At 39.6% G+C, this 12,854-nt stretch carries 12 protein-coding genes; 8 read left to right on the top strand and 4 right to left on the bottom strand.

The features are described 5' to 3' along the window. Positions 1-285: 285 nt before the first annotated feature. The 3 genes from J7I93_RS18230 (at position 286) to J7I93_RS18240 (ending at position 2,861) form a co-directional block, all read left to right on the top strand. Entirely contained in the window at positions 286-1,113 is an 828-nt protein-coding gene (locus tag J7I93_RS18230) for an undecaprenyl-diphosphate phosphatase (RefSeq protein WP_214727361.1), read from the top strand. A 362-nt stretch (positions 1,114-1,475) separates the two neighbouring features. After that, complete coding sequence (locus tag J7I93_RS18235) at positions 1,476-2,474, top strand: LLM class flavin-dependent oxidoreductase (RefSeq protein WP_214727349.1); 999 nt, start codon at positions 1,476-1,478, stop codon at positions 2,472-2,474. Between the two features lie 135 nt (positions 2,475-2,609). Then, entirely contained in the window at positions 2,610-2,861 is a 252-nt protein-coding gene (locus tag J7I93_RS18240) for a YueH family protein (RefSeq protein ID WP_214727350.1), read from the top strand. Positions 2,862-3,045: 184 nt separating this feature from the next. Here the strand turns inward: J7I93_RS18240 and J7I93_RS18245 are convergent, their stop codons facing one another. Next, positions 3,046-3,654, bottom strand: a complete 609-nt coding sequence (locus tag J7I93_RS18245; protein ID WP_214727351.1) for a DUF1836 domain-containing protein — start codon at positions 3,652-3,654, stop codon at positions 3,046-3,048. A gap of 331 nt (positions 3,655-3,985) precedes the next feature. On the opposite strand from J7I93_RS18245, the gene trhA reads away from it, so the two are divergent. After that, positions 3,986-4,633, top strand: a complete 648-nt coding sequence (gene trhA, locus J7I93_RS18250) for a PAQR family membrane homeostasis protein TrhA (protein WP_214727352.1) — start codon at positions 3,986-3,988, stop codon at positions 4,631-4,633. A 47-nt stretch (positions 4,634-4,680) separates the two neighbouring features. On the opposite strand, the gene manA is transcribed toward trhA, so the two are convergent. Continuing rightward, positions 4,681-5,667, bottom strand: a complete 987-nt coding sequence (gene manA / locus J7I93_RS18255; protein WP_214727353.1) for a mannose-6-phosphate isomerase, class I — start codon at positions 5,665-5,667, stop codon at positions 4,681-4,683. A gap of 223 nt (positions 5,668-5,890) precedes the next feature. Here manA and J7I93_RS18260 point away from each other — a divergent pair, with 223 nt between their 5' ends. Continuing rightward, entirely contained in the window at positions 5,891-6,505 is a 615-nt protein-coding gene (locus J7I93_RS18260; protein ID WP_214727354.1) for a CotY/CotZ family spore coat protein, read from the top strand. A 98-nt stretch (positions 6,506-6,603) separates the two neighbouring features. Here the strand turns inward: J7I93_RS18260 and J7I93_RS18265 are convergent, their stop codons facing one another. Together J7I93_RS18265 and J7I93_RS18270 are read right to left on the bottom strand one after the other, a co-directional pair. Beyond that, complete coding sequence (locus J7I93_RS18265; RefSeq protein WP_214727355.1) at positions 6,604-6,981, bottom strand: hypothetical protein; 378 nt, start codon at positions 6,979-6,981, stop codon at positions 6,604-6,606. Between the two features lie 11 nt (positions 6,982-6,992). Next, entirely contained in the window at positions 6,993-8,180 is a 1,188-nt protein-coding gene (locus J7I93_RS18270) for a ParM/StbA family protein (RefSeq protein WP_214727356.1), read from the bottom strand. Positions 8,181-8,360: 180 nt separating this feature from the next. Between J7I93_RS18270 and J7I93_RS18275 the strand changes: the two genes are divergently transcribed. The 3 genes from J7I93_RS18275 (at position 8,361) to J7I93_RS18285 (ending at position 12,683) form a co-directional block, all read left to right on the top strand. Next, positions 8,361-9,167, top strand: coding sequence for a CsxC family protein (locus tag J7I93_RS18275; RefSeq protein ID WP_214727357.1), 807 nt, complete (start codon positions 8,361-8,363; stop codon positions 9,165-9,167). Positions 9,168-9,657: 490 nt separating this feature from the next. Beyond that, complete coding sequence (locus tag J7I93_RS18280) at positions 9,658-10,446, top strand: CsxC family protein (protein ID WP_214727358.1); 789 nt, start codon at positions 9,658-9,660, stop codon at positions 10,444-10,446. Positions 10,447-10,550: 104 nt separating this feature from the next. After that, on the top strand, positions 10,551-12,683 hold the full coding sequence (locus J7I93_RS18285; protein ID WP_214727359.1) for a hypothetical protein: 2,133 nt from the start codon (positions 10,551-10,553) through the stop codon (positions 12,681-12,683). Positions 12,684-12,854: the final 171 nt, after the last annotated feature.

Here is a 12,854-nt window from a genome sequence, read left to right on the forward strand (position 1 = left end):
CGCTTTCCGCGGGGCGGGCGGTGAGCCTCCTCGGCGCGCAGCGCCTGTGGGGTCTCACCTGTCCCACTCCTCCCGCTGGACTTTGAATAAGCATCCTTGAATCATCACCGCACGAAGGAAATGCGGATGCATTTTCGAGGATCTCGCACCTTGCGCTCCAATCAACCAACCTAATTTATCAATGTTTTTATTTACAAAATCTATTTAAAAACAACAATATTTAGAAAAGAGCCTGCTAAAATTGCATCTATCAACTTAGAGTTAAAGGAGATATTAAAAGTGGAAATGGATTTGCTTACAATTATTAAAGCGATCATTTTAGGGTTTGTAGAGGGAATGACAGAATTTGCACCCGTGTCATCTACCGGCCATATGATCATTGTGGATGATATGTGGCTTCATTCAAAAGAGTTTTTATCCAAATATGAGGCCAATACTTTTAAGGTAGTCATTCAGCTTGGTTCCATATTGGCTGTTGTTATTATTTTTAAGGACCGGTTTATTGAAATGCTGGGACTCGGACGCAATAGTATGAATTCTGAGGGAGAAAGCCGCCTCAAAATCTCTCAAGTGATTGTTGGATTAATTCCTGCTGGTGTTCTGGGTGTATTGTTCGAGGATTATATTGATGAGCATTTGTTTTCTACTGAGACTGTATTAATTGGATTAGTTATTGGGGCTGTGCTAATGATTTTTGCAGATATTTTTGGAGGGACAAATCCAAAAACAATTTCTGTGGACCAAATCACTTATAAACAGGCATTTTCGATCGGCTTAATTCAATGTTTCTCCCTTTGGCCTGGCTTCTCACGATCCGGTTCAACAATTTCCGGCGGTGTTTTGCTTGGTCTCACCCACCGCGCAGCAGCTGATTTCACCTTTATCATGGCTGTGCCAATCATGGCGGGAGCGAGTATGCTTTCGTTGCTGAAAAACCTGGAATACTTTTCGCTTGATGCACTGCCGTTCTTTATTGCTGGATTTTTAAGCGCATTTGTTTTTGCCTTAATATCCATCCGCTTCTTTTTAAAAATGATTAATAAGGTAAAACTCATTCCATTTGCCATTTATCGTATTGTATTGGCAGGTATGATTTATTTTATATTTCTATAAATAAAAGCCGGGCTTTCTTTGCCCGGCTTTTATTAATTTGCCTGTTTTTCTATAAGATTGTTGTTTTTAAATAGATCTGTGAATAAAAAGTGTGATAAATAAGGTTGGTTGATTGGAGCGCAAGGTGCTAATCCCGCGAAAATGCATCCGCATTTCCTGCGGAAGCTTGAGCATCCTGGAGCGGAAATCAACCTCTCCTCACTACTTGTTTAAAAAGCAACAAAGTATGCGAAATCAGCCATTATTTTAAATTCTTAATTGTTTAAGAAGATATCATAACCAAGCTTTTTATTTTGAAAACCGAAATATTCTTGTTAAAATATAGACGGTTTATATTTGGTTAATGAAAGAAGCTGATATAGATGAAAAGATTGAATGATATCCGCTGCTCTGTGCTGGATCTTGCCCCTATTACAGAAGGCGGTTCAGCCGCTCAATCGCTGCAAAATACGCTGGACCTTGCCCAGCATGCTGAAAAATGGGGCTACCATCGATATTGGCTGGCTGAGCATCATAATATGCCGGGTATAGCGAGTTCCGCTACTTCTGTGGTAATCGGCCATGTTGCAGCCGGAACCTCAATGATACGTGTTGGTTCAGGCGGCATTATGCTGCCAAATCATGCACCGTTAGTGATTGCTGAGCAATTCGGGACACTTGAATCGCTTTTCCCTGGACGCATTGATTTGGGACTTGGCCGGGCTCCGGGAACAGATCAGCTGACTGCCCAGGCCTTAAGGAGAGAGCGCAGAGACGGGCAGGAGTTTCCGGAACAGCTTAAAGAATTAAGAAGCTATTTCAATCCTGAAGAAAACATGCGTGTTCGTGCCATACCTGGGGAGGGATTAAATATTCCGATCTGGCTCCTTGGTTCAAGCGGCTACAGTGCGCAGCTTGCCGGCCAGCTGGGCTTGCCTTTCGCATTTGCGAGCCACTTTTCTCCTGACAACACGCTGCCTGCCCTTGATTTATACCGGAGGAGCTTCCGTCCTTCCGGGGTTTTGGATAAGCCTTATGCGATGGTGGGAGTGAACGTGGTTGCAGCAGATACGGATGAAAAGGCTGAGTGGCTCGCCACCTCCATTCAACAGCAGTTTTTAAATATGATTCGCAACAAGCCCGGCAGGCTGAAGCCACCGGTTGATCATATAAATGAATTGTGCAGTCCTTATGAAAAAGCGATTCTTGAACAGCAGCTTGGCACTTCCATTATAGGCGGGCCAGCTGCGGTAAAAGAAAAGCTGCAATCTTTTTTAGATGATACTCAGGCAGATGAATTCATGGTACACGCCCAAATATATGATCATAAAGAGAGACTTCGCTCTTTTGAGATTACCTCAAATATTATGGCTGGAAGATAATAAAATGGTAAAAGGAGAACCCTCTTCCTGGGTTCTCCTTTTCCATATAAGCTCTTTCCTTTATAGCCTGTTTGTATCAATTTAGGTTCCAACTTGTTATAATGAATGAAATACAAACATTGGGAGGTTATCAATATGAATTCTATGCCGGAAACAATTAAGATTTCTGAACATATTACTGCTGAGGTATTCATCCAAAAAACATTGGATAACCGCTTTATTGTAGCTATCCCAGAGATAAACTGGTCTGCTCAATTTAATCAAATCGATAACAATCAAATTCAATTTGATCATTTGCAAAGCTCCCTAAATTTCCATCTATTTGATGGAAACACGGATGAATTGGCAAATGAAATTATTAAGATGATAAAAGCTTTTCAAACTTAAAGTTGCAAAAACTCCTCGCGTAACTCCTTATTGAAGGGCCGCTTTTTAACTCACGGCTGATAATCATTAAAATAAATTCTTAAAAAGCCTAAGTATCAGCTTCGGAATCCACATAATAATGTCAAATAAGACAGAGAAAATGACTGAATCCCGCACTTCATTAAAAATAGCCCTGGTGAGGCTTTCACCTTTTCTTTTTTTCTGGTTTTGCATCCATCGAACCTTCCTGTTTGTCCGTCTTTTCTTCTGCTAAATCATCGACAAGGCGCTCAGCCGCTTTTCTGTATAAGTTGCTCATATGCACGAGTGATGATACCATAAGAACTTTTTCAAGATCAGTTGATGCTGTTTCTTCCAGGGCTTCTCCCTCCACTTTAACAGTGCTCAATTGATTTTGCAGATCATTTTTAAAGGTTTCAAGGTTTTGTGCAGTCAAATCCAGAAAAAGCTGATAAAAATGGTCAAGATGAAAATCCCCCTCCACAATCCGATCGTTAATACCATTCATTGTTGTTTTTATGTCACTAATGGATAATGACCCCTTTAGCTGATAAATAAGGGCGATAAGAATTAAGTGTTCTTTTGTGTACTTTTTGTTTTTTACAGGAAAAAATAGCTTCCCTTTCGCATAATTATTAATCATCGTTTTCGTTAATACTTTTTCCTCTTCATTCCGTTTTGAACTGCCAAATTTATTCTCAAATAGCTGAATTACCTGATCCATATATAAATCAATTTCTGGTATGTCTTCTAATTGTATTTGATTTTCTTTCATTATTTTTTCCAATTCCATTGCTATCCCTCAAATCCTAACGTTTAGGCTCTGTTAAATTTGCCTGTTGATTTCCGCTGCAGGCACTCCCTTTCCGCGGGCGGTCCGGGAGCCTCCTCGTCGCTTTGCTCCTGCGGGGTCTCCCTTTGATCCGCACTCCCGCAGGAGTCTCGTGCCTTCCGCTCCAATCAACAGGGTGCTAAAAAACAACAATAAGCTTTAACAGAGCCAACTTTTAAGTAAATTTTACTTAAAAACGGACAAGTTGTAAATGTTGACTACTTAATGTTTTGTCTATATTATAGTATATAGTTATTAAAACTACATATTGTTACATTAGGAGGGAAACTGTATGACAATCTACATCCGGGAGCCGATCAATGGGCTTACTCATTTGGCAGGAGCTATTTTATCCTTTGTCGGTCTGCTTGCAATGGTCATCAAGGCTTCATTAACAACATCTTCACCGCTTTCCATTGCGGCTGTTACGATCTTTGGAATCAGCTTAATCCTGCTTTACTCAGCATCAGCTACTTACCATATGGTGGTGGGTAAAGATAGAGTCATTGCCTTTTTAAGAAAGCTTGATCACTCCATGATTTTTGTATTAATAGCCGGCTCTTACACACCCTTTTGCCTCATCACACTCAATGGTGTTACAGGCTGGGTCTTGTTTTCAATTGTTAGTGCGGTAGCTGCAGCAGGGATCCTTTTTAAAATGGTGTGGTTCAACTGCCCGCGATGGCTTTCAACAGCCCTATATATCGCAATGGGCTGGATTATCGTATTTGCCTTTTCCCCACTATCTGAAACACTAAGTTTTGCGGGTGTTTCCTTATTGCTGCTTGGGGGCATCCTCTATACAGTTGGCGGAGTTATTTATGCCGTAAAACCCAAATTCCTGGAGTTTAAGCATTTGGGATTTCATGAAATTTTTCATATTTTCATTATGATGGGCAGTATGGCGCATTTTCTTTGTGTTTTTATGTATGTTCTATAAAAAATGAAGCAAGCCTGTGGAGGCTTGCTTTTTATTAGTTTTTTATCTTAACTATGTCCTTGTTCTAATCTTTCAAACTTAACATTCCTGGGTTTTGAGACAACAGCGGTAAAATTGCCTTCTAAATAAAATTGTTCTAATGCTGCTGGCAAAATGAGATGGTCTCCTTTGTTTAAAAGATATGGTTTTTCATCCACTGTTAAGACACCACACCCACTTATAATACTCACCAGCAAAAATTTATGGTCATTTTGCAAGGCTGCTTTTTCTGTAATCTCCCATTTACAGACACTGAAATGCTCTGATTCTATGAACTTAATAAAACGATTTCTTCCCTTACTCATTGTCACTGGCTGAACTTTTGGCGGATGATGGGGTACAGAAGTTACCTCAATAGCTTGTTTAAGATGAAGTTCACGTTTCTTTCCTTCATCATCCAATCGGTCATAATCGTAAATTCTGAAGGTTGTATCCGAACTTTGCTGGATTTCCAGGATAAGCGTCCCTTCACCTAAAGCATGAATGGTTCCACTGGGAACATAAAAAAAATCACCTTTTTTAACTGGTATTTTTTTAAGAAGGTTGTCCCATTCACCCTTCTCGATTAAGTGGATGAGCTCTTCTTTTGTCTTTGCTTTATGTCCTAACACAATTTCCGCATTTTCTTTGCAGTCCAGCACGTACCAGCATTCACTTTTACCAAATTCCTCCTTTTTGTGTTTTTTAACATATTCATCATTCGGATGAACCTGCACAGATAAATTTGAATTGGCATCAAGTAATTTTACTAGGAGAGGAAATTTGGCAGCAGGGTGATCTCCAAATAATTCACGCTTGTCCCGCCAGAGTTCATCCAGCTTCTTTCCTTTTAGATCACCGTTTATAACTGTGCTTTGGCCATTGGCATGTCCCGAAATCGCCCAGCATTCTCCCGTTTTTTCACTTGGTATATCATAGCCAAAAATATTCCTTAGAGCTGTCCCTCCCCAGATTCTTTCTTGAAAAACAGGCTCTAAAAATATTGGCTTTTTCACAGATACCCTCCTAAATATATTTTTATTTTCCTATTCAATATATGGTTAATGAGACAGAAGGGATTATGCTGTTTATTCAGTTTCAGTATAATTGTGATGCTTGACCATGCCCCTGTACCCTTATTTATAATTTTTTTCATATTTATAGGCTAGATTCTCAATCGAAAAATCAGACCTAACCGTATGCTAATGGTGGAACGATATTTTAGGGGAGTGAGAACACATGGGTATGTGCGGTAAGAAAAACCATAAAGATTATGATAAGCATCATGACTTTTGTGAAAGTCACGATTTTGACTGTGATTGCCATTGGCCTATGAAAGATGATTGCGATGTCAAAAAACACCACAAAAAGCATCATGAAAATTGTGTAGAAGAGGTCCTGGAAGCGATTTTTAAAGCACAGAAAAAGGTTAAAAAAGAGGATGACTGCAAAACATCCTGCAGTGGTTCCATTGATGAGCTTTTGGGAGGATCCAAAAAGCCAAAGAAGAACACAATCCCTTTTATCCTTTATTGCGGAGACTGCGAACCTTTCAAGGCAACAGGAGTTACAACGTTTTCCCATCATTCAAAGGAGAAAAAATTCGCTTGTATTACTTCTTTTATTTTTAGGATCAAAGATTTCGATGGAAAATGCGCAGTTCTTGAATTACTGGCCTTTAAGCATTGCAAGACCTCTAAAGATCCTTTCAAAAATGCATCAAAAGATTTTTGTTCACCATGCAGCCAAATTGATTGTGAAAATGTAGAAGATTTAATTCCTACTGGCATTTGTATCAATGTGGATCTTTCCTGTTTCTGTGCAGTAACATGTCTGCCGGCTGTCCGTCTATAAAGAGGGCCTTTTTAGGAGACACCGTTACATTAAACAACTTGTATGCGAAAAGTGCTCAAAATAAAAAGGTGTACCTATTAGGTGCACCTTTTTGCTCGTTAGCCGCCAAATGCTTCGAGAACATCTTCCACTTCATTTAAATCCAATGCAGCTTTTTCTCTTTGATAAGGATCCGTATTAATCGGTTTCTTCACTGCAGGATTGATTGAAATACTGCCACCCTCTATCAGCTTTTTAAGTTCTGATATTTCCTGCAAAATTAAATCCTGGCTGCCAGCGGCTGCTCTTCTGGGATGCAAATAACTGTGAAGAGCCGATAAGATTAAATGGTTTAAAGTTTGGTTTTTTGAATGATATTCGATCTGTTCCTGTACTTTTGGCGATATTGGAATACTGTTGCCGGTTTTTACATCAATAAAAGACTCAGTAAACGTTATGGCTGTTTTATTGAAATAATCCGTATACGTTTTGGACATATGCATCATCCCTAACCTTTAACGGAAACGGCGTGGCTATTTCCTTTTTCTTTTTTTATTTGGTTCATTTTTGCAAGAATCATTAATCCAAGAACGTTTAGCTTTTCCATATCCTCCGGGAACATTAATTCTATTGGACGTCCTCTTTCAGACCACTTTACAGCAGCTTCCTGGATCTGTTTTTGTGCAAGTTTTGCTGCCCCGCCAACTGCGATATACCGGACAGCTCCTTTTATTTCCCTTGAGCTGCTTCGTACCCTGTCGAAGTGCTCTAAATACTTCATAGCCATTGATTTAAGCTGCGGAATAATGTATTTGCTAATATCCTTCCTTACCCCGGCAAACGGCTCTACATACCATTCTGATTGTCCTGCTGCCAGTTTTTCTTCGAGTTCTGCCCTTGAGTCAAACCGATATAGCTCATTCTTGCTGACCTTTTGGATAATATGGTCTAGAAATTGATTGATTCCAAAAGACTCTCCTTCAACAGACGCAACCGGTTTGTTGTTCTTAATTCCCACAAAGTCTACAGAGTCCCCTCCCAGGTCACCGATAATAATCCCTTTTTTGGACTCTTTTACGAGGTCTTCATTCTTAACCCCTAAAGTATCTTGGTCACGGGTAAGTCCAAGGTAGGCGCATGCTCCCTCCGCCCCAACAATCACGTCTTGGATATGAAGCTTCACTGTGAGCTCCTTTGGTTCTGCCAGACCGGGTACCTTATGAAAGATAATAGTATGGGTACCAATTAAACGCTCTTTTAACCTTGATTTTCTCTCTTTGTACTGTGTAGTCGGCAATGACACTGCCAATTGGTCAATGGTATAGTCAATATCCACTTCATCTGTCTGCTGAAGTGCTGCATGATAAGCTGCCAATCCAAAGAGAAGCAGATAAGTTCGGTCTTCATCAACCTTTTGATTATTAAAAGCTGTTAGACTAACGTCCTTTTGCTTGGCGGCTGCTTTTCCAATATAAAAGATTTCTCTTCGATCCTTTACTGCCTGGCTTTTCACCTCAACAATGAGGTTCTCTTCAAAAATAACATCTTCATCATCATACGGTACCTCATAAAACTCATCATCAAAAAGTGCAATCGCATTGGGAAGCTGGTACTCGGATACCACTCCGCTATCTGAAGCCAAAGCTTTATACCAGCTGTTCCCTATATCAACGGCAAGAAAATTTTGTCTATCCATTTTTCCCTCACTCCTCCTTTTGAATCTTATGCTGGGTAGGAGTCCAGTTGTGCCCGTACTCCATCAATTTTTTTAAAGAATGCCTAAGAAAAGAAGAGAAATTCCACGTTTGTACTACTGCAATAGACCATGGAAATGCATAGGATAACTTGAACCTAAAATCAAGGGAGGAAAACAAGAATGAATAAAGATAAAGATTGTGTAGACTTTCATACCTCAGCACATATGGGAGAGTGTGAGAATGTTCGATCAAACCCTATTACAACTCCTGGTGCATCAGCTATTATAAGGGTACCTGTAACACTTGCAGAAAGAACAATTAGAACAAATCTGGTTGCTAACATTAAATTCCCAGAACCTGTTCTGGAAATTAAAGATATTAAAAAGAGAGTAAAAATTGTCCAATGCCGTCTGCTTCTTCCGGGAATCCCGGAAAGTGCTGATCCCGCAACTATTTTTGCAAGAAGAGACTTAAGGTTATTTTTAAAAGGTTTTGTACGCAAAAATATACAATATGCATCCCCGTGTCCAAATTCTACAGATGAGTGTGTATCTTCTGTCATGAAGTCATTAACAACTGATATACCTTTTGAATGTGTAACGACAATAGCCGGCACAGAATTTATTAACCCGCCACAATTGCCATTCATTAATACTCGAGAGGAATTCGATATTTACAGAGAACAAGATTTAGGGCATGGATATCCTGAAAAGGATCACCTTCTTTCCAGCGATCTTTCCCAATTCCATCAAGTAAGCACACAATTTTATAACCAAGTACCATTCTGTGAGTTAATTTCAAGCAATATTATCGAATGGGATGAAGCAACAGATAGGAAGAAGCTTCCAGGGCAGGCTCCATTTGAAGAAGGTGCCTTTCATAACATTCTCGAGAAAATGTTCCTGGAGTTCAATGTTAAGATTTTGCAAAATCAACAAGTGCCTGTCTTCATAGCCTCTCCTCCACCTACTCCTCCTGGGGTATAAACATTAATATTAGAATCCTTCCAACTTTGGCGAGGACGAAAGGATTCAGCCATGGCCCTGTTATGACTCTTGCCGAGTCATGACAGGGCCTGTTTATATTACTCTCCCTCATCAATCAATATATTCATAAAATCAGAAATTGATATTATTTTTTCCTGCATAATCTTTTAGCCATTCATCTATTTTATAGGCTGTGTTAAAGATTATTGTTGATTTTGGCACCCTGTTGATTGGAGTGGAAGGGACGAGACTCCAGCGGGAGGAGCGTGTCAAAGGGAGACCCCACAGGCGCGAATGCGCCGAGGAGGCTCCCGGACCGCCCGCGGAAAGCGAGTCCCTGAAGCGGAAATCAACAGGCAAGTTTAACAGAGCCATTTTATAAAAAATTAATTGGCAATACGCCAATTCCGCATATGCCTATGGGTAAAAGCCCAAACATAGACGTTTGTCATGCATAGTATGCAATATCTTGATTTCAGGAGGGCCCATTATGTCTGAACCACACAAAGATAAACATATGAATGAATGCGTTGCTGAAACCCGACATTGTGAATGCGAAAGCCACATTGAGCACCACCCGCATGTAAGTATTGGCAAAATAGTGACTAAGGTGCCAGTTGTGCTGGCTGAGATTTCCTTGCAAATTAATATAGATGCCTTAATCACTTTTCCGGAACCTGTTTTGGAGATTAAGGATATAAAAAAGTCAGTTAAATTAACACAATGCAGGCTTTTGCTGCCAACCAACAAGCTGTTTATAAAAGGTTTTGTCCGTAAGAATATTCAATATGCGACCCCGTGCCCAGATATTGAAATGCATACTGCAAAAACAGTTGCATCGGAAATACACTCTTATACTGTCGATGTCCCCTTTCAATGTGTAACAGAAGTAAAAAAGTTTTTAACCTGTCCGGTTATGCCGGAAACCAACCATAGAAATGAATTTGATTTCCTAATTTCCAAGCCGCTCCCGCACGGGTATCCCGAAAAAGATGAATTGCAGACTAAAGATCTGTCACAATTCCATCAAGAAAGCATACAACATTATAACGAATTGCCATTTTGTGAGCTGGTTTGCAGCAAAATCATTGAATGGGATGAAGCAATTGACCGTCACCCGCTTCCAAAAGGCGGAGGTCCAATCGGTGAGGGATATTTTACTAAAGTGGAAGAAAAAATGGTTTTGGATATAACGATTAAAGTCCTGCAGAAACAGCAAATCAAAGTTAGGTCCACAACCAATGATGATGACCATGACTGCTTCCACCACTGTGACTAATTTTATACAAAGAGAATGATCTTAAGAGAATGATCTTAAAGGTAAGGAGGGGGATTGGAGAGGATGCTTTTTAAAAGCAGCACCTTCCTGAGAATATGAGTGACATGAGAAAAGCATATAATCGGATTTACAATACCCATACAATAAGTGAAATGCCTCCCGCACAACATCAGCAGTTCTTTTTTTCAGGGGAAGAAAAAAGAAGCAGTATCAAGCCAGAAAAAAAACTGGAGGAACCAAAGTCTTCACGCAGCCAAGGGAAAAAAAAACAGTCCATTTTTGCTCCAAAAGCAGGAGCGGTCCCATTCATTTTACCGCCTCCAAAAGTGGAAGCAATGCAGGTGAGTCGTTCTGAGAAGCAACAGACAGAAAAGGCTGAACCAAAGCCTGAACCAAAGCCTATATTAGCGCAGTCTTTCCCTGAGAAAGAAAAAAGTATAGTTCTAAAAAGAAAAGGTGCACGTATTCCCGACAAATTAAAAGATATGCTTACGCCCTTTTCTCCTATGCTCAGCTGGTCTCCTTCTTTACCAAGCAAATTTTCAAACAGCTTTATTTATAAATCCGATAAACCAGATAATCATGTACAGGTGATCGAAACAGACCAAGAACAAAATTCTGAGCCTGAACTTATCAATGACGCTTTAAAGGAATCCGTTGATAACTTAAATATTCAGGAGCAGGCTTTTAATGATCTGGAGGACATCATTCCAGAAGAACACGCGAAATTAATAGAAGAATTTACTGCTGAACTTGAAGAAACATTTGAAACCATTTTGAATGCGGAAGAAAGTAAAAACATACCAGCTGAACCCGAATGGGCTGTGGATACTTCTGAACTTGAAAATGAATTTTCATCATTATTAGAGGAAAATGCAGCAATTGATATAGAAAGCTCAGAAGAGAATATCCAGATCGATGAATCTTCTTCCCACTCTCCAAATCCTTCTTCTTCATTAGAGGAAGAGTTCATTTCTATGCTTGAAGAATCTTCATCAGATTCTTCGAGCGATTTTTCAAACCAGGATGAAGTCTTTGCCCTGCTTGCAGAGTCCTCTTTTAGCGAAAATGAATCATCCGCTATTAAAGAAACAGACCAAAACACAATAGATTTTGTTATAGAGGAATCATTCATATCAAATGAAGAATCCGTTTCCAGCTTTGAGGAACAAACAGTATATAAAGAAGAAACTGTTCAAGAATCAGAAAGCACTAGTACTTCTAATCATGATTTCTCTGAAGAATCCTCCTATGAAGGAGAATTTTCAAGCCTTTTGAAAAAAGCCTGGTGCATGCTTGACGAGCAGTCTGCTGAAGAATCCAGTTTACAGCATAAAGTTTTGGCTATACTGGAGGAATCCTGTTCTACGCAGGAATTTATGAAGATGTTAAAAGAAGCCCATCATTCAGAACCGGAATCGGAAATTGAAAATAAAAAATATCAAAAAATATCATTATTATTAGAAGAATTTTCAGCTATGCTGCTAGGTGATGAATCAAAAGATGATCTGGCCGAGTATCCAGATGAATCATCTTCCAGTTTAAAGGAATCAAAATCAGAAAGCAGCGACTTAACGGATCAATTCACTTCCGAACTCGAATCCTCTGCTAAAACTGAAAGCTGTGAGGAATCTTCTTCCTGCAGAGATGAGGAGTCATCCAGCCGCTATATAGAACAGGAGCAAAACGACCTGGATTTTCACGATCATTGTTCAGAATCATGCCATCCGGGTCCCATTGTGAAGTTGCCTGTTTTAGTCGCCAAATCTGAGGTGGAGATTAATATATTTGATTGCCTGCCAATAGACGTTCCAGCAAAATGCATAACAAAAATGGAATGGACAGTGGAATCATTGCGCTGCCTGACGCTTCTCCCTTCTAATACTGTGTTTGTAAAAGGGGTCCTTACAGCGGAAATTCAGTATGTTATGAATGATAAATTACACATGAAAACGTCACAACTACCTTTTGAGAAAACAATCAATCTTGAATGGCTATGCAAGCCTGAAATGCCTATATCAAATGCTAAAAGTGAGTTTACGTTTCAAACCGAAAACAGCCAGGATGTCCATTATGAATTTTGCCAGAAATTCACTGAAGAAATTAATTGCCAGCTTAAAAGCATTCATGTTGTATGGCATCATGATAAGTCTGAGCCGGAGAATAAAAGTCTTGGTATCCAGGGTCAGGCGGTATTGTATGTGGATTTTTTGCAGGAGCAGTATCTGACTTTATAAAGGTTAATAAAAGAGTGTTTTTGAATTGGGTTATTAATCTTTGGATTAATTAGAAAAATTAGGAACAACTAAAATGCAAAATATATGTTCGACTTTAATCTACTTTTTGAATTTATAATAGAAAGAGGTATCCCAATAGTATTGGGATACCTCAGACTGTCGACAAACTCG

Origin of the sequence: Bacillus sp. ISL-47 (assembly GCF_018613175.1) — a bacterium.
Classification (GTDB): Bacteria; Bacillota; Bacilli; order Bacillales; family Cytobacillaceae; genus Cytobacillus.

Bases quoted from the DNA above. Each gene is read 5' to 3' on its own strand.
- trhA (WP_214727352.1), top strand. From the start codon at position 3,986: ATGACAATCTACATCCGGGAGCCGATCAATGGGCTTACTCATTTGGCA.
- J7I93_RS18245 (WP_214727351.1), bottom strand. From the start codon at position 3,654: ATGGAATTGGAAAAAATAATGAAAGAAAATCAAATACAATTAGAAGAC.
- J7I93_RS18235 (WP_214727349.1), top strand. From the start codon at position 1,476: ATGAAAAGATTGAATGATATCCGCTGCTCTGTGCTGGATCTTGCCCCT.
- J7I93_RS18270 (WP_214727356.1), bottom strand. From the start codon at position 8,180: ATGGATAGACAAAATTTTCTTGCCGTTGATATAGGGAACAGCTGGTAT.
- J7I93_RS18265 (WP_214727355.1), bottom strand. From the start codon at position 6,981: ATGTCCAAAACGTATACGGATTATTTCAATAAAACAGCCATAACGTTT.
- J7I93_RS18230 (WP_214727361.1), top strand. From the start codon at position 286: ATGGATTTGCTTACAATTATTAAAGCGATCATTTTAGGGTTTGTAGAG.
- J7I93_RS18260 (WP_214727354.1), top strand. From the start codon at position 5,891: ATGGGTATGTGCGGTAAGAAAAACCATAAAGATTATGATAAGCATCAT.
- J7I93_RS18285 (WP_214727359.1), top strand. From the start codon at position 10,551: ATGAGAAAAGCATATAATCGGATTTACAATACCCATACAATAAGTGAA.
- J7I93_RS18275 (WP_214727357.1), top strand. From the start codon at position 8,361: ATGAATAAAGATAAAGATTGTGTAGACTTTCATACCTCAGCACATATG.
- J7I93_RS18280 (WP_214727358.1), top strand. From the start codon at position 9,658: ATGTCTGAACCACACAAAGATAAACATATGAATGAATGCGTTGCTGAA.
- J7I93_RS18240 (WP_214727350.1), top strand. From the start codon at position 2,610: ATGAATTCTATGCCGGAAACAATTAAGATTTCTGAACATATTACTGCT.